Source organism: Aliiglaciecola litoralis (assembly GCF_039523355.1).
Classification (GTDB): Bacteria; Pseudomonadota; Gammaproteobacteria; order Enterobacterales; family Alteromonadaceae; genus Aliiglaciecola; species Aliiglaciecola litoralis.
Genome location: NZ_BAAAFD010000008.1, coordinates 193721 through 211875 on the forward strand (window position 1 = coordinate 193721; position 18155 = coordinate 211875).

The 18155-nt window shown below is 42.6% G+C and carries 10 protein-coding genes; 2 read left to right on the plus strand and 8 right to left on the minus strand.

Annotated elements, in window-relative coordinates; genetic code table 11:
* Positions 1–8 precede the first annotated feature (8 nt).
* From ABD036_RS14120 to ABD036_RS14145, 6 genes are all read right to left on the minus strand, one after another.
* Positions 9–893 (minus strand): GGDEF domain-containing response regulator, encoded by an 885-nt coding sequence (locus ABD036_RS14120; RefSeq protein ID WP_343860993.1) that lies wholly within the window; start codon positions 891–893, stop codon positions 9–11.
* Complete coding sequence (locus tag ABD036_RS14125) at positions 890–4219, minus strand: ATP-binding protein (protein WP_343860994.1); 3330 nt, start codon at positions 4217–4219, stop codon at positions 890–892. The genes ABD036_RS14120 and ABD036_RS14125 overlap by 4 nt, the downstream gene beginning before the upstream one ends.
* Before the next feature lie 53 nt (positions 4220–4272).
* Positions 4273–4695: a BLUF domain-containing protein gene (locus tag ABD036_RS14130; protein WP_343860995.1), complete on the minus strand. Its 423-nt coding sequence runs from the start codon at positions 4693–4695 to the stop codon at positions 4273–4275.
* 978 nt (positions 4696–5673) lie between these two features.
* Positions 5674–9339, minus strand: a complete 3666-nt coding sequence (locus tag ABD036_RS14135; protein WP_343860997.1) for a FimV/HubP family polar landmark protein — start codon at positions 9337–9339, stop codon at positions 5674–5676.
* Between the two features lie 328 nt (positions 9340–9667).
* Entirely contained in the window at positions 9668–10684 is a 1017-nt protein-coding gene (locus tag ABD036_RS14140) for an aspartate-semialdehyde dehydrogenase (protein WP_343860999.1), read from the minus strand.
* A 97-nt stretch (positions 10685–10781) separates the two neighbouring features.
* The gene (locus ABD036_RS14145) at positions 10782–11924 is read right to left on the minus strand and encodes a 4-phosphoerythronate dehydrogenase (protein ID WP_343861001.1); all 1143 of its coding nucleotides are present in this window, start codon (positions 11922–11924) and stop codon (positions 10782–10784) included.
* Between the two features lie 236 nt (positions 11925–12160).
* On the opposite strand from ABD036_RS14145, the gene ABD036_RS14150 reads away from it, so the two are divergent.
* A complete protein-coding gene (locus ABD036_RS14150; RefSeq protein WP_343861003.1) occupies positions 12161–13363 on the plus strand; it encodes a hypothetical protein in 1203 nt (400 codons plus the stop codon).
* Between the two features lie 6 nt (positions 13364–13369).
* Here the strand turns inward: ABD036_RS14150 and ABD036_RS14155 are convergent, their stop codons facing one another.
* Positions 13370–14125: a class II aldolase/adducin family protein gene (locus ABD036_RS14155; RefSeq protein WP_343861005.1), complete on the minus strand. Its 756-nt coding sequence runs from the start codon at positions 14123–14125 to the stop codon at positions 13370–13372.
* A 283-nt stretch (positions 14126–14408) separates the two neighbouring features.
* A complete protein-coding gene (gene fabB / locus ABD036_RS14160; RefSeq protein WP_343861006.1) occupies positions 14409–15623 on the minus strand; it encodes a beta-ketoacyl-ACP synthase I in 1215 nt (404 codons plus the stop codon).
* 502 nt (positions 15624–16125) lie between these two features.
* Here fabB and mnmC point away from each other — a divergent pair.
* Complete coding sequence (mnmC, locus tag ABD036_RS14165; protein ID WP_343861008.1) at positions 16126–18126, plus strand: bifunctional tRNA (5-methylaminomethyl-2-thiouridine)(34)-methyltransferase MnmC2/FAD-dependent 5-carboxymethylaminomethyl-2-thiouridine(34) oxidoreductase MnmC1; 2001 nt, start codon at positions 16126–16128, stop codon at positions 18124–18126.
* Positions 18127–18155: the final 29 nt, after the last annotated feature.

Below are 18155 nucleotides of genomic sequence, written 5' to 3' on the forward strand. Positions count from 1 at the left end.
CGTTGTTACTATTTGGCAAATACAACCGCGTTTCTTCCCTTACTTTTAGCGTCATAAACTGCTCTGTCTGCATCCAATAACAATTCTTTATATGATTGCTGGTTTTCACTAAATACTGACACACCAATACTGACTGTCATGGTAAAATTCAGCCCATCATACTCAACCGGGTGGCTTTCAACACAGGTGCGTATCCGCTGGGCTACAATCATAGCCTCATCCGCTTCAGTCGATGGCAAGCAAACAGCAAATTCTTCTCCGCCATATCGACCTAAAGAGTCGTAGGGGCGCAATTCTTGTTTGACTAACTTACAAAAATGTTTGAGTGCATAATCACCTACTTGATGACCATAACTGTCATTAATTCGCTTAAAATAATCTATATCTAACATCAATACTGCCAAAGATGACTTGTCTCGCACCGAGCGAGACCACAGTTGACTTAGAACATCGACTATAGCGCGATGATTCAATGTATTCGTTAGACCATCATGGTGCGCTTGATGCAACAAGCTATTTTCAGTTTCGATAATTCGACAACCTACTTTTAAGCGCACTTTCAACTCTTCTGGTGAAAAGGGCTTTGAAATAAAGTCATCTGCCCCAGAATCCAAGGCCTGCACAATGTTTTCGGTGGCTTTCTTGCTGGTCAACATAATAATGTAGCAACAACTTGTCCCCCTTGAGGTTTTTAGTTTTTTGCACAATTCAATGCCATCAAGTTCCGGCATTTGCCAATCCAGTAAAAACAATTGCACATCGCCGTGCTCGGCAAGTAACGCTAATACTTCTAGGCCATTTTTTGCTACTAATACGTGATAGTCCCATCTTTTTAACGTTTCACTGATCAATAACTGCGTAACTGGATCGTCTTCGGCAACAATGACTTTCATAGCGATACCGTTTCCCAATTGTTGTTTTCCAGATAATCGACAATTTCAAGGTTGAAAATGACAATCTGCTCTGTCGCTTGATTTAGGTCCTCAATAATTTCTTTATAATTGATATTATTGGCTTCCGCTTTTTCAATTAATTCTTCTAATTCAGTAACCAGTTCCTCGGTGCAAAAATTAGCTAACATCCCCTTAGCTTTATGCACTGCTTTAGCTAGCTCTCGCCAGTTATGTTGCTCTTTCAAGCTATCAATGCTGCTAACGATCGGTTCTATATTTTCGATCGTTAATTGCAGCATTTTACGCAACAATTCGGTATCGTCTCCAGTAGTTAGCAGACACCGTTCAATATCCAATGTTCGATAAGTTGCCGTGCTATTATTGTCACTCTTATCATCTACTTGATTAACATTTTTAAGATCTAATTTCACCTTGTTATTAAAACTCAGACTCTCAAGTGCGGTAATCAATTCAGTGGGATTAGTCGGCTTACTTAAATAATGATTCATTCCCGCTTCTAAGCATATGTATTTGTCTTCTTTCAATGCTTTGGCGGTCAAACCGATAATGCATATATCTGCTTGGTTGTTTCCTTTTCTTATCAATTTGGTGGCCGTTAATCCATCCATAATCGGCATTTGCACGTCCATCACTATTGCGCTGTATCTATCATTTTCGAGCGCTTCTATGGCTAATCTACCGTTTTCAACAATAGTCACCTTATGACCACGTTTTTCGAGTATTTCACGTATTAGGTATTGATTTACAACATGATCTTCAGCTACGAGCACATTGAGACGTTTATTATCCCCTACATCCCCAATACTTTGGAGGGCCTGAGCTGTTGAGTCTTTTTTACCTAGCACACTCATCAATGCGTTAAATACTTCAGATTGTTTGATCGGCTTAAACAAGCAATAATTGTTGGTGTTTGAATCGGGTGATTCTATGCCTTGCGAGATATTATTTGACGTCATCACAATGATAGTGGCGACCTCTTGCATATTATTACTCTGATAGATTTTTTTAACGTCTTTAATGCATTTGTTGGCTTCATCACTTTGCTTTTTTTGTTCGATAATGATTGCATCAAACGGAAGTTTTTTTGCAATACTTTCCTTTACTAACGTCAAAGCCTCATTTGTATCCATACAGCCACTGACGTTACATTGCCAAGAATGCAACATTGATATCAACCAATTCCGATTGATTTCATTGCTATCGACCACCAAGCAATTCATAGATTTCAAAGCGTTATCATAATTTTCCACGTAATAAGTATAGTCTGTAGTGATTGCCGTGCTGAGATCCTTGCGAGTTCCAACATGCATTGGAATTGAAAAAGTAACTTTTGTTCCTTTGCCAAGCTCACTTTCCACATTAAGATCGCCGTTGAACAATTTGATAATCTGCTGAACTATGGACAAGCCTAATCCTGTCCCACCATACTTACGGGTTGTGCTTTCATCGGCCTGAGCAAAGGGTTTAAAGATTGACTCAATTTGTGCTTGATCCAGTCCTATCCCACTATCAGACACTTCAAAATTTACGATTACCGTATCTCCAATATCTTCTTGTTGCGGTTCTGCTTTGATTGCAACCAAGACTTCTCCATTTTCAGTAAACTTAATCGCATTGCTGACTAGATTTGATAGTATTTGCCCTAATCGAATTGGATCGGTGAAAACCCATTCCGGTACGTTATTATCTTTTATATAGTGATAATCTAACCCTTTGCTATGTGCCTCTATGGCAAGGGATTTTAATGTATCGCCAATCACCTCTTCCAATGGCACGCACAATGTTTCAAGTCGCATTTCGCCCGCTTCTATTTTAGATATATCTAGAATATCATTTAGCAACGACAGCAACTTATTGGCGGAAGACATCATAATTCCAAGATATTCCGACTGCTTGGAATCTAATCGTGTCACTGCAAGAAGATCGCCTATGCCAAGTATGCCATTCATTGGCGTGCGAATTTCATGGCTCATGTTAGCTAAGAAGTGGCTTTTGGCTAAACTACTTAATTCAGCCTGTTGGGTTTTCTCTTCCAGCTCCAACTGCATTTTTCTTTCTTGCGTTACATCTAGATTCCCACCGATGACCAAGGTTGATTGAGTGGCATGGTCAACCACACAAATAGCGGATGCTTTGATATATTTAACTCGGTTCCCGTCAAACAGTAATCTAAACTCGGTTCGCCAGCTTTGCATTTCTTCAACCGCTTTTTGCAAACTTGATGCAGCTTTATCGCGATCTTCTGGGTGCACTGACTGATACCAATAATCAAACAGCAATCCGCTCTCTCTGACACTGTCAGGCGTCTCGTACATTTCGAACATACGTTCGTTCCAAATAAGTACGTCTGTATCAACATTCCAACTCCAGGTGCCTAATTCAGCGACATCAGACGCGAGCTTTAAGGTTAAATGAGAGCGCTCCAGTTCAGATTTGAAATTATTCTTGTCTTGCTCTTGCTTTTTCCACTTGCGCGATTGCTCAATAGTACTCTGCAAAAAGGAAATAAAGAAAACGACGCTAATGGTCATCAGAATACCAAACCAAAAAACAATAGAAATAATGCTCTCCGTAGAGATGGATTGTTTATTAAGGGCATTGGTAAAAATCAAAGTAACAATTAACAACGCTAAGCCACAAAAAACCGGAATGCGGTAAGTACCTTTGTTGTCAAGCTTGCTATAAAACGCGATCAAGCCTAACCAACCAACACAAAAAGCGACAAAGCCAATCGCCGTTTGCAGTGACATTTGCGTATAAGTCCCCCATCCATAGGTCGTTTCTAGGTTGAATAAATAACCGAGAATAGACACCAGACCAAGCGCCATGACTATTGTCAAACAAATCAAGATAGTGTTAATGATTAATCGGTTTCGTAAGTTGTAGGCGAATAATATCTGTGCTGCAGAACACAGAATAAAACACAAAGCGGTGTTAGGAGCCATCCTGCCAGGGTGAGACGTATTCGTAGTAATATGATGAACCACGAATAATTCATCGATATTCAAATCAACAACTAATCCGTATTGTAGGATGCTAAGGAGTGCGATTATGAATGCGATTGCCGCAAATACCACTTTTGGCCAACGTCGCTTTTGGAAGAATAATAAAGCTGAAATGGTGATACATAAAAAGCAAAAGGCGGTATTAAACTGCATGGGAACTGACGTTGGGGTAAGTTGCACTAGAGCAGGGATATTTGCTAACCAGCCTAGCATTGTTGAGGCTGCAAGTGTAAGGGTCATCCCCAAAGCTAAATAAAGTCCAACTTGTATAATCATATTTAGCCGCTGCGTTACTACCATTTGATGCACCTTTACTAGTTTAACGTAAAATTTATTCAGCGACTTAATTGCTACTAACGTTTATTAATCTGCCGAAATCTTTTTAATAATTGCTTGATTGCACCTTCAGATATCCGTTTTTCATCCTGCGATCTGAACGGGTGTAAAAAGTCGGATAGCCCCTCTACCTTCTCACTTTCATTACCATTAAATGCCATCGACCATTGCGCAAAATCTCGCTCAGAAATAGCACTCTCGTAAAGCAAAAAAACATTTTTATGACGAGTATCGGCGCTTATTGAGGCGTATAAAGTATCAACTTTACTTTCTGGGCCCTCTAAAACCTGCATAAAACATCCGTTTCGATAGAGCAACAGTCCCGTAACATCAGCTTGGGCATTATTCGCTCGAGATTGTGCTAGCAATCCTTCAAGTTCGTGCTGTTCAAGCTCTTTCTTCGCTACGCTGGTATATAAAAGATGTTTTAATCCACTCATATTAATGCACCATTATTGGACTTTATGGCTTCACAGTCATACCGACAACAATTTAAACAATTAGAATTAGTCTTTAAATGTAGAGTCCGTTCTCTTATTCGTCAATAAAATCTGATACTTAGCACTGAACTATTTAAAAACCAATCAGAGGCTCTTAACCTAACCTCAGCTACTTTTATCAATGAGTAGATTAGCCTTGAATAAAAGCAAGAAAGATAGGGAAAATCCCCTATATTAATGCAAAACCTTAGCTCACCTGTTTTTTTGTTATTAATGAAACACTATTAACATAACATGATTAATATGGACACCCACTTTTAAAGCCCAAAAAATCAATACTCTTTGTAGTCAAACACAGAGATGATTAACATGGACACCCACTTTTAAAACCAGTACTTTTTATAGTCAAACACAGTATTAGTCGAGTAAGTTGCTGACTTTCAGTGCCTTTAGCGTTGACCTGCGATTCTTTTGTGTTCTGATAAATTCTTTGGCCATAAATTGATGCCATTTTTAATTTCGAATGAGTGCCTTTGTTAAATACGAGTGGGTGTCCTTGTTAAATACGAGTGGGTGTCCTTGTTAAATACAAGTGGGTGTCCTTGTTAAATACGCGAGTGGGTGTCCTTGTTAAATACGAGTGGGTGTTCTTGTTAAATACGAGTGGGTGTCCTTGTTAAATACGGGTGGGTGTCCTTGTTAAATACGAGTGGGTGTCCTTGTTAAATACGAGTGGGTGTCCTTGTTAAATACGGGTGGGTGTCCTTGTTAAATATCATTGGTTTTGCGGTGTTGAGGTGGGAATTTGTAGGTGGTTAGATTGGCAGGAAAAGGTTTGCGTAAGCGCAGCGATACCATTGTATTTCGGTGGTTTGAGTGACCGTAGGTTAATATTTATTAATGCGGTATTGAACTGGGTCAACACCACTAGACAAGATTCAAACGATGAGCCGTCTAATGGTGTTGCTAGCTAAGTGCTTATGATTTTAGTGATACTAGTAACTCTTTAGCTTCTTGTTGCTGAGCCTCATCACCTGAACTGATAATTTCTTCAAGCAATTCGGTGGCTGCTTCTATGTCATCGGTTTCAATGTATGCTTGGGCTAAATCCAGTTTGGCGCCAACACCGTTATCGCCATCAACATCAATGGGCTCTGCATCACCAATACCGGCATAAGATTCCAATGCGGCATCTAGATTTAATTCTTTATCTAGCTCAGGACTATCTTCGGCATCCATACTTTCATTGATCAGATCATCAACATCTAAAAAATCATCTTCGTTTTCGGTATCATCCTTGCTATCACTGGGTTCATTAAGCAGTGCATTAAAATCCAAACCTGTCTCATCAAGCTCTTTAGCAAGTTCTTCTTCGACTGTATCGTCAGGTTCGTCAATGCTATCTAAAAGCTCGTCAAAACTGGTCTTTTCCAACTCATCTATAGACGTATCTTCTTCTGCTTCTTCGGAAGATAACCAATCTCCGAGTCCAGGCAGATCGTCTAATTCCACATCAGAATCAACTGACTCAGTGGGTTTGCTGGCTTTATTTTCCAATTCGTCTGGGTCTAGCTGCTCGTCAAATGCCTTAAGTGCTTCATCTAGATCTGCATCGTCAAATTCGTTGTCATCATCGCCCGATAAACTATCCAAATCACCAATACTGGGAATATCCCCTTCCATTTCGGACAGATTTTTATCTAACTCGTCATCTGAGGTAAGTTCATCAACAGGGTTCTCAGCTTCATCGACTTGTTCATCGATTTGCTCATCGAGGTTAGCGTCAAACGCAAGTGTTGGATCAGTGACATCTTGTTCAAATTCTTGTAACGCTTTATCAAGCTCTTCAATATCAGCATCAAGCGCATCGCTAGGCTCTACTTGTTGTTCTATTTCGCCTGGCATTGGCGAATTAAGATCTAACGTTTCAAACTCGCTAATGGATTGTTCATCGACAGCGGGTGAGCCATCTTCCTCGGCACTTTCGACTTTTTCGGCTTCCTCAGCGTCGTGCGCCCCCGTCTCTTTAGGCTCTTCAAGGTTGCCATTTTCTAGCTCTGCAAGTAACTCATCTGCTGATAAAGACTCAACGGTCTCGTTGGAAATGCTTGGTTGGGCCGACATATCCTCTTGCTGATCGTCTTGTTGGCCTTGTACATCATCAGAGTCGTCGGTTGTAGGGCCACTGTCAGCCTCTTGGTTTTGCTCTAACAGGCTATCAATATCATCAATATCCGCGGTCTCATCTTCGACTTGCTCAGATAAGCCACTGTCAGCCTCTTGGTTTTGCTCTAACAGACTATCAATATCATCAATATCTGCGGTCTCATCTTCGACTTGCTCAGATAAGCCACTGTCAGCCTCTTGGTTTTGCTCTAACAGGCTATCAATATCATCAATATCTGCGGTCTCATCTTCGACTTGCTCAGATGAGCCACTGTCAGCCTCTTGGTTTTGCTCTAACAGACTATCAATATCATCAATATCTGCGGTCTCATCTTCGACTTGCTCAGATGAGCCACTGTCAGCCTCTTGGTTTTGCTCTAACAGACTATCAATATCATCGATATCTGCGGTCTCATCTTCGACTTGCTCAGATAAGCCACTGTCAGCCTCTTGGTTTTGCTCTAACAGGTTATCAATGTCATCGATATCCGCTGCTTCATTTGTCTCTTCAGTGGTTGAATCCTCGCCTGCCAAATCAGGGGCTAACAGGCTGTCGAGATCGTCAATTTCAGTATTTTCATCTGATAAGTCTTCATCTATATCTTCTGACAATGCATCAAGAGCCTGAATTCCCATTTGACTTTCATTGCTTTGTGGTTCGTCTTCGCCATCAGCGCCAAACTCGTCCAGCATCCCGCCCATTTGTTCTAGCTGTTCGATTTCGTTCAAAAGTTCATCGGCAAGACCATCAATTTGTTGGTTTTGACTAGCGATTTCCTTATCGATATTTTGCAACATCTCTTCGTTCATTACGTCTGAGTTATCGGCGATAATTGAATCAGGAATTTCAACTTCAGGCTGCTCTAACAACTCGTCGATACTGATTTCTGGCTTGTCGGGCTCATCATCAATTACGGGGTCAGCGACTGGTTCCGGAGTTGGTTCAGGCTCTGGTTGCTCAGCTTCCTCAAGCGGTTCTGAATTCTCTAAAAATTCTTGTGGTTCCGCAGCAACTTCAGGATTCTCTGTATCTTCATCAAGATCTATATCGAAAGACTGCTCGAGATCGGTTTCTGACAGCTCAAAGCCATCGTCGAGGTCATCACCGTCTTCAGCAATGAGATCGTCTATTTCACCTTCAAGTAAATTATCTACTTCTTCATCAAGCAAACTGTTTAAGTCATCATCCGATTGATCAACTGTTTCGTCTTCTAAGGCATCATTAGGAGCTTCTTCAATGACATCAGAGCCACCGTCAATCTCTGCGAGTAGATCGTCGTCATCTTCGTCGAATAAGTTATCTAGATCATCTTGATCTAATAATCCATCGTCTTCTAATGATTCACCTGCCTCATCAATGATTGGGTCGAGACTGTCATCATCTAGATCATCAAAAGAGTCGAACTCTTCATCAATGGCAGAATCGAGTGACTCTTCCAATTCTTCAGAGAGCACATCATCGAGTAGGTCTTCATCGCCAAATAAATCGTCATCTTGGTCATTGCCGATGTCATCACTTAATTCGTTTGCCAGTGCATCGGCAAGATCATCCATCTCGTCGCTTTGCTGTATAATGGCAGCACTAGCGGCATCCATGGCAGGTTCATCTGAGGAGATAGGACTGCGATTACGTTTAATCATCCACATGGCAAAGGCACCCAGCACACTTATAACCAGCAATATGGATAGGAAAATGAGGAATATTGGATCGGTTAGCCAATCGAAACTACTTTTCTTAGCTTCAGCCACGCGCTGCATTTCAGCTTCTCTGGAAATTGCTAACAATTCGTTTTGAAGTGCCAGCATTTGATCCATTTGCACTTGCAGCTCTTCATCTACACGACCACGTAAGCTGCCAATTTCTTGGTCGACCACATCTAAACGTTCGACTAATTTGCGATTCTCATTCAATAACGATTGAACGCCATCGATAGATTCGGCAAATTGCTGCCGGATTGCCATAAACTGGCGATTCTGTTCCGCATCCAAGTCGGTGATTTTCTGCTCAATCCCTTGCTTAGTTTCGGATAAATCTTCTTTACTGACGGTAGAACTGGGTTTAGCGACGACTAGCGTTTTAGTTTCGCCTTTGGTAAAAGCCTGCCAACTGTTGTCATCTTGCTCCGCTTTTAACTGTGCTTGCTTTGGATCAATTCGAGCGACATAACGCTCTGAAGGGAGATTAAGAATAGCCCCGTCTTTGATATGGTTAAAATTCTGATCTTCAAAGGCATCAGGGTTGAGATCATATATGGCTTGCATAACCTGATAGACCGACAAGTTCTTATTCTGTCGATAGCGATTTGCAATACGCCACAAGGTATCTTCGGGCGTAATTGGGCCGTAAGTAGTCCCAGACAGCTCGCTACTACCAGTTTTCGGCCCTCGGATCTGCACTTGCTGTGCGTCAAGGCTGGCGCTGATTGACCAGAATCCTATACAGGCAATGAGTAAAAAAACACCTTGTCGCACATTCATTTGATTATCTTATCGCCCTTTAAGAATAATTATTATTTTGACCCCGACTAGGCCACGTGTCTTGAGATTGAATGCCACAATCTGGTTTGCTTAGCGATTGCGGACAACAACATGACAAATAAAGGCACTGCAAAACTCATTCCAACCAATACTAGGAACAAAGTCTACAGAGACTTTAAATATAAACCCAAACAGAATTATGATCTACAACCATATCAATACTACATTATCGGCAGCCGAACGGGAAAATTAAGCGTATAAAAAAAGCCAAACATCTTGATATATTTGGCTTTTTATTACTTGGATGGGAATTTCCTTGCCAACAAGCTTACATATAGTCGCGGATCAGCACTTCAGCTATTTGCACACTATTGGTCGCTGCACCTTTGCGTACATTGTCTGACACCACCCACATGTTAATCCCGTTTGGATGGGATATGTCATTACGTACGCGCCCAACATAGACTTCGTCAGTACCACTGGCGTTACCCACCTGAGTTGGGAAATCTTCTCGGTTCTCCATCAAAGTGACACCCGGCGCAGCCGACAATAACTGTTTAACATCTTCTGCATCAATTGGGGAATGCGTCTCGAGATGAATCGCTTCTCCGTGCCCGAAAAATACCGGTACACGGACCGCAGTAGCATTCACCAAAATAGTTTCATCGCCCATTATCTTGCGAGTCTCCCAGACCATCTTCATTTCTTCTTTGGTGTAATCATTATCCATGAATACGTCAATTTGCGGGATAGCATTGAAAGCAATTTGACGATTAAATGCTTTGGGTTTGATTTCACGACCACTGAGTAAATCCGTGGTTTGTCTAGCCAATTCTTCCATGGCTGACTTGCCAGCACCTGACACCGATTGATAAGTAGATACATTAATTCGTGCAATTCCCACTGCATCTTGGATAGGCTTTAGTGCCACCATCATCTGAATGGTTGAACAATTTGGATTAGCAATTATGTTGCGATTTCTAAAATCAGCCAAGGCATGCGCGTTGACCTCGGGAACCACTAACGGAATATCAGGCTCGTAGCGAAATTGCGAAGTATTGTCGATCACCACGCAACCGGCGTCTGCAGCTAACGGGGCATACTTTTCGGAAACGCTGCCACCGGCGGAGAAGAAACCCAATTGCACTTTTGACCAATCAAAGGTGTCTGCATCTAACACCGTCAATTCTTTGCCCTTAAAAGTGACCTTGCCCCCAGCGGAGCGACTGCTTGCCAGTGGATAAAGTGTGTTTACCGGAAATCCTCTTTCTTCAAGAATTTCAATCATATTCTGGCCAACCAAACCTGTTGCCCCAAGGACAGCAACATCAAAAGCACGAGACATTAACGTTTCACTCCAAAATCATTCAATAATATTGCAATATGGCTATACATTAAGGTGTTAAATCACACTTTAGATAACCGTATATGCCCACTTTTAACTATTTGGCGGGGCATCCCTCCGACGCCCTGAAACCAAGGCGATAGAGTGCCTCGGTTGGATTAAAATTTCCAGTAATTAAAGGAACTGAAGCAAATTCTCTTCGAATAGCATAGTGTTTTCGGCTATAAACAAAGGCGTCCGCGCTGTTCACCTGTTGTTTGAATAGCATACTGTCTTGCGCAACGTTATAGGTTGCAAAAATAGCCTCTCTTACCTGCTCCATAGGGGATAGTCGATGCAGATGATCGAACTGCAATGCCGTAGCATGGGGTAAGCAACTCGCAAAGGTCAACGTCTCCTCTAAACCAAAATGCTGACATAAATGCTGGTAAAGCATGAAGGTTCCTCTGGCCTTACCTTCCAATGAATGTCCCGCAATATGCGCAGTGGCCACATCGACCAATGGAATTAAATCAAATAAAATGTTTGGCTCATTTTCCCAAACATCCATCATGATGGTAGGACTGCGTCCCTGTTGGATACAATGATACAACGCTTGATTGTCAATAACTTCACCACGACAGGCATTAATAAGCAGTTGTTCAGGCCCAAGCATGGCAAGCCTTTCACTGTCGAACATATGTTGCGTTGGATGGGGACCATTATCAACAAAAGGCACATGAAGACTGATTACATCACAGCGACAAATCTGTTCCAAAGATACAAATTCACGAGGGTCACCTTGTTGTTGTAGTGGTGGATCGCACAACTTGGTTTGAATTCCCAGGGCGGTTAAGCGCTTATTGAGCGCAGTACCCACGTGACCGGCCCCAACGATACCTACGGTGCTATTTACTAACTTGTCGAGCTCGTTTGCGTACCTAAGCATCAAACAACTCAATACATATTCCGCTACCGCAATGGCATTACAACCTGCGGCGCTCGTCCATGGAATGAACCGAGCATCTAAGTAACCTTTATCAAGGTGGTCAGAGCCTGCGGTTGCGGTGCCTACGAAGACCAACTTGTTCGCTTTACTTAATAAAGCTTCATTTACTTTTGTGGTTGACCTAACTAACAGCACATCGATGTCCTGTAGATCATCAGCAACAATTTTATGGCTAGAAAACGCGCGGGCGTTGCCTAGTTTCGGGAAATAGTGTTGCGCATAAGGCATCGAATCTTCGTATAAAATATTCATGAGTACTCGTAAGTAGAAGGAGCAAGAATGACCTTAGTAATATTCAACCAAGCTAGCAGGTGCATGTGGTAGTGTTCTCTTTGTTCAACTGTTGATAGTTATACTCAGTGAAAAGCATTTACTCTAGTCCATTTTTAAATTTAATTTAGGATCTGTGCTTTATTTGCGTTATCTTTTTGCCTATCAACTAAAAGAGTTTGCCAAAAGCACATTTATGAAGAGGGCGATTAGCGTTAATGGATACCCATACTGAATCTGAATTGCACAACGACGCGATTATTTTAAGCGAATTAGAACGACGTTTCTATCTGTACTTGATTGGCGGTGATTACGAAAAGTTGTTCTATACGATAGAGAGCAATCCTGTCGTAGAAGAGCAAAAGGCATCGGAAACGATCAGTGTGTCTCGTATCTTGTTAGAAAGTGAGGTGACTCAACAACAACGCTTAGCCCAAGTATGTGCTGGCTACGCAGACCCAGGTTATAAATCGAAATTAGATACCTTGCTTGCCAAACGCATCAATGACCGTTTGGAAAATGAGGATGACTTACTTGCTACTTGCTCACAATTCAAAGATTTACAGCCCATTCTCATCAGTTTTGGCAAAGATAACGAATTTAATGATGCGGTATTTCAGAAAATCGAGGCTATCCCTTGGCTAGTCGCACAGATTAAACGATTTGCGAATAATCCAGAGTTTCAACCGATACTTAACTTGCCCCAAACTAATGATGTCAGAGCCATACTGAAAAAGTTAGGTTATTCGTTATTTATCTGGTTGATCCCACGATTCATCAGTGAAATCCTGCACAGTAACACTCACGTATCTTTGCGACCATTAGTCGCTAGAATGCGCCAATACGGGCGCTTAACATCCGGGGCAATTGCATCATTAGTGGTAGAAGAACCGGCTGATTTACAAGACAAGTGGATGACCTACGTGTTGGCAGGGATTAACATCATTCCGCTGTTCTTGTTGATTAACCTGGTTAACGTAGAATTAAAGAAGTTGCTGGAAGAGCAATTATTTCTTTTTAAAGATGTGCGTGAAGACAACTCAGATAAACTTTCTGTTATCGAAAATTATCATTTTTCCAGTGATCTATTAAGGGATGTATTATCGTTAGAGGAAATCCTCAAGCCACATATTTTAGAGGATATTGGCTTTGAATATTTTGACCCCCTGCCCTATTTACTAGGATACGCAGATCACACTACGCCACTGGCTGATATTTTCTTTCAGGCTAGGGCATATGCATTTTACCGTCAGTTGTTTAAAACAGGCCGAATTCAACCGCAAGAAACTGCAATATTTTTACGTAAACACCGTATCGATAAGTCGATGTTATACAAATTAAATAAGTATGACCTCACATCAACGGCATCGCACATTACGCTGCATCAAGAACTCATTCAACGGCACCTTCCCGAAAACTAAGAGTTGTTATAGTTGGTAACCGGGATTAACACGATCCAGTTTTCGTAAAATCCCAGGCCAAGCAAGCTTGCCTCCAGCGGCACGGGTAACTTGCTTGGCCTGTGCTTGAATTCCATTCAATATTTCATCGGCGATCATGATCATAGGTTGTCCGGTCGCTTGCGCTTGCAATTGAATTTCGCACGAACGTTGCAGTAAAAACATCTGCAAGAAAGCATCAGCAACAGTGCTAGCACAAGTCAATAATCCATGATTACGCAAGATCATGAATTGCTTATCAGATAAATCATTCACCAATCTGATTTTTTCATCTGGATTTAACGCTACGCCCTCATAGTCATGATAAGACATAGACGATAACGCAAATAGTGATTGCTGGCTGTAGGCTTGCAGTCCATCTTTTAAAGTGGATATGGCAACCCCTGCGGTCGTATGCAGATGCATCACACAGATGGCATCATCTCGCGCTTCGTGAACGGCACTGTGGATAGTGAACCCCGCTGGGTTAATGTTGAATTCGGTATCCATGACAATATTACCGTGTAAATCAACTTTCACTAAGTTTGAAGCGGTGATTTCATCAAACATCATACCGTAGGGGTTAATTAAAAAATGATGTTCCGGGCCAGGCACCCGTGCGGAGATGTGGGTGAAAATCAAGTCGTCCCAACCATAATATGCAACTATCCGATAACACGCGGCCAAATCAACGCGCATCTGCCACTCTCGTTCACTCACGGTATCTTTTACAGCGATCGTCATGTAGCTTCTCCCAACTCATTTTTGCTCACTAACCTGATTTTAAATAGAACACATCGGTTAAATTAAAATAATAGGCTTGAAGCAATAACAGTAAGTCAAAAAACCAAGAACCGCACCCATTGAGGTAAAATTAGTTGTGGGATATTTAACCGCAGCAGAGAATCCATGCAGTAGTAATGAAAAAGTGAGGCACTAGGGCCTCACTTTCTAACAGGTAAATAAACGCTAACTAAAGATAACATTCACCTAAAGGTTAGGTGACTCTTAACTTCAGATGGATGCGTTATGCCTCATACTTTTTAAGTACTAAAGTGGCATTAGTACCACCAAAACCAAAGCTATTGGACATGATGGTATTCAGTTTTGCGGCACGAGGTTCGGTCACGACGTCTAAGCCAGCTGCAGCTTCATCTAAGTTATCGATATTAATAGAAGGCGCTATAAAGTCGTTTTCCATCATTAAAATACTGTAGATAGCTTCATTAACACCAGCGGCTCCAAGAGCGTGGCCAGTCATCGATTTGGTCGAGCTAATCGCCGGACCATCATTGCCAAAGACTTCTTGGATAGCGGCCAATTCTTTGACATCACCTACCGGAGTAGAAGTACCATGGGTATTGAGGTAATCAATTTTAGAGTCAACCCCTTCCATCGCCATTTTCATGCAACGCACGGCTCCTTCGCCTGAAGGTGCAACCATATCAACACCATCTGAAGTTGCACCGTAGCCTACCACTTCGGCATAGATTTTCGCGCCACGAGCAAGAGCATGTTCTAACTCTTCTACCACGACCATACCGCCTCCGCCAGAGCTAACAAAGCCATCACGGTCAGCATCATAGGTACGCGAGGCTACACTTGGATTGTCATTGTATTTTGACGACAATGCGCCCATGGCATCAAACTGGACAGATAATGTCCAATGCAGCTCTTCACCGCCGCCGGCAAACACCACATCTTGTTTGTTTAACTGGATCAATTCCAACGCATTACCAATACAATGCGCACTAGTGGCACAAGCAGACGCGATTGAATAATTGATCCCTTTGATTTTAAACGGTGTGGCAAGACAGGCCGAAACCGTGCTAGCCATTGATTTGGTCACCATGTAAGGGCCAACTCGCTTGACGCCTTTCTCACGTAAAATATCCGCAGCATCGACTTGACTCTTAGATGAAGCGCCACCTGAGCCAGCAATGATCCCAGTACGAATATTTGAAACTTGATCATCGCTTAATCCAGAATCAGCAACTGCCTGTTGCATAGCAATGTAAGCATAGGCAGGCGCATCGCCCATAAAACGAAGTTGTTTACGATCGATATGATCTTTGAAATCAACATCGACTTTACCCCAAACCTGACTGCGTAGGCCCATCTCGGCGAACTCTTCTGAAAAAGTAATGCCTGAACGCCCGTGTTTGAGTGAATCTAGCACTTCTTCGGCGTTATTGCCGATACTCGATACGATGCCAATTCCTGTTATGACTGCTCTTCTCATATTTCACCTTTTGTAATTTCTAGGTAGAACAATTTTGCCGCCTATAGTAATGATTTTGCAGACTAAACTGGTCTGCTCTTCTGCGAAATGGGATAATACGTATGAATTTAATCAATGCTTCAGACTTTCGCAGCCGAGATTTAGTTCAGTCTAGACCTATTCCGGACGCGATGCGAGGTTTGACTGGTTAACCTGAACCGAGGGATAAGATGTGTCGTGAAAATAAATATTACGTAACTATATCAAAGTGTTAGTGAGGATAAGTAAAAACAAAGCTTCTAAAACATGCCTCAATGATGCAATTTTTGCCTTTAACAAAGCGAGTTTTCGTATTTAATAGCCAGCCTATTGCTAGAAAACTCAACGTAGACAAGCGTAAAAAGAGCGTTATTGAGGGGCACGTATTATCCTAGAGTTCAGATTAAATACGCTTTGACCGTCAATATATAATAATAGCTTTTGAGCTAATTTCGCTACTAAGGCTCTTTTAACAGGTGACATCTTGACAATCAAACCCGCAAACATTAATTACAACGAGCAAGGTACACCAGTTGCAGTAGACTTTGATGATGTGTATTTCTCGAATCACAATGGTTTGGCAGAAACTCAGTATGTGTTCTTGCAACAAAATCACTTACCGCAAAGATGGACATCTCACAAGCAGCACGTCTTTACCATTGGTGAAACGGGCTTTGGCACTGGCTTAAATTTTCTTGCCACTTGGCAGCAATTTAGCGCTCAGCCGTCTTGCCAAGCACGTTTGCATTTTATCAGCACCGAAAAATTCCCCTTAACTCGTGATGATCTAGAACGTGCTTTAGCCGCGTGGCCATCATTAGCTGAATTTGCGCACCCGCTGGTCGAGTCATATCCAGACGTATTAGCCGGAGGTCATCGATTAGTCTTTGAGCAAGGCAGAGTCATACTTGATTTACACATGGGCGAGGCAACAGCGGTTTTTGCTGAACTTCACAATCAGCCTAATGGGCTTATTGATGCGTGGTATTTAGACGGCTTTGCCCCGAGCAAAAACCCTCATATGTGGACAGCGCAGTTGTTTCATCAACTTGCAAGATTAAGTAAACCCAACGCTACCTTTGCAACCTTCACCGCCGCTGGCGCGGTCAAACGAGGTCTCAAAGAGGCTGGCTTCAATGTTCGAAAAGTAAAAGGCTTTGGGCGCAAACGAGAAATGTTGGCAGGCGAAATAGCCGATATTCCAACCACGCGTTCCACCCAAAGATACTTCCAGCGCAATGGATTGAATTTAGCTGATCCGCAACGAGCGCCACACGTTGCGGTCATAGGAGGCGGCATTGCGGCAGCCAATCTCGCCTTGTCATTGGTGCAAAAGGGCGTCAAGGTCAGCGTAATATGTAAAGACAATGAGTTAGCTAAAGGGGCGTCGGGGAATCCACAAGGAGGCTTTTATCCACAGTTAAATGCCCAAGCAAACATTGCCAGTCGGCTGCAAGCACTGTCTTTTGGTTTCGCCCAGCGACGTTACCAGCAAATTTTAGCGCAAGGATTTAACTTTAGTCATCAATGGTGTGGCGTGATCCAACTGGCTTTCAACGACGCAGTAGCGCTGCGTCAATCCAATTTAGTCAGTAGCGCGATTTGGCCTAATTCCTTGATAGAGCCGATTTCGCCCAACGACGCCACTCAGATTGCTGGTATTCCCCTGCCCTACGACGGCTTACTCATTGCTAAAGGGGGCTGGATATCGCCACCAGAGCTGGTCGAAGCAACCATCGCTTACGCGCAAAGAACGGGCGACTGTCAGCTTGTGCTTAATGCCCATGTGCAAAAAGTGCAGCCCACCAACAGTGGCTGGCAAGTTGACTATGCCACCGCAACGGCTCAAGTTGACGCCGTAGTATTTGCCACAGGTGCAGATACCCTGCAATTTGAACAATGTCAGCACCTACCCTTTAACTTAGTGCGAGGACAAGTAGAGTCTTTACCCAGCCAACCACCACTGGATCAGCTTAAAACCGTATTGTGTCATAAGGGCTATCTTACGCCAGCGTTCAATGGACAACATGCGTTGGGTTCAACCTACGTGAAATCAGACACCAGCCGAGCCTACCGAAAACAAGAACAGCAAAGCAACTTACAGACTCACCAAAAGGCCTTATCAAAAACCGAATGGGCAGCAGAATTAGCGGGTAATAATTCAGGTCGTGCCGCGATCCGTTGTTCATTACCAGATCATTTACCGGTGGCGGGTGCATTGTTTGACACCGAAGTGCAAACAGCCCAATTTAAAGACTTGTATAAAGCGCTGCCAATAGATAAATACGAGCAGGCCAAAGATCTTAATGGTTTGTATATTTTGGCAGGGTTAGGCTCCAGAGGATTAACCACAGCGCCTTTGATGGCAGAGATAGTCGCAAGCCAAATAGTGCAAGAGGCTTTGCCGTTGGATAACCAATTGTTGGCTGCGTTAAATCCCAACCGCTATTTAATTAAGAGTTTGATCCGCAGACAAGAGGGATAAGCATAGCTTTTTGTATTCCTTTTCCATCT

Excerpts from the sequence above, each read along its gene's own strand:
- ABD036_RS14120 (WP_343860993.1), bottom strand. The coding sequence starts at position 893 with ATGAAAGTCATTGTTGCCGAAGACGATCCAGTTACGCAGTTATTGATC.
- ABD036_RS14125 (WP_343860994.1), bottom strand. The coding sequence starts at position 4,219 with ATGGTAGTAACGCAGCGGCTAAATATGATTATACAAGTTGGACTTTAT.
- ABD036_RS14130 (WP_343860995.1), bottom strand. The coding sequence starts at position 4,695 with ATGAGTGGATTAAAACATCTTTTATATACCAGCGTAGCGAAGAAAGAG.
- ABD036_RS14135 (WP_343860997.1), bottom strand. The coding sequence starts at position 9,339 with ATGAATGTGCGACAAGGTGTTTTTTTACTCATTGCCTGTATAGGATTC.
- ABD036_RS14140 (WP_343860999.1), bottom strand. The coding sequence starts at position 10,684 with ATGTCTCGTGCTTTTGATGTTGCTGTCCTTGGGGCAACAGGTTTGGTT.
- ABD036_RS14145 (WP_343861001.1), bottom strand. The coding sequence starts at position 11,924 with ATGAATATTTTATACGAAGATTCGATGCCTTATGCGCAACACTATTTC.
- ABD036_RS14150 (WP_343861003.1), top strand. The coding sequence starts at position 12,161 with ATGGATACCCATACTGAATCTGAATTGCACAACGACGCGATTATTTTA.
- ABD036_RS14155 (WP_343861005.1), bottom strand. The coding sequence starts at position 14,125 with ATGACGATCGCTGTAAAAGATACCGTGAGTGAACGAGAGTGGCAGATG.
- fabB (WP_343861006.1), bottom strand. The coding sequence starts at position 15,623 with ATGAGAAGAGCAGTCATAACAGGAATTGGCATCGTATCGAGTATCGGC.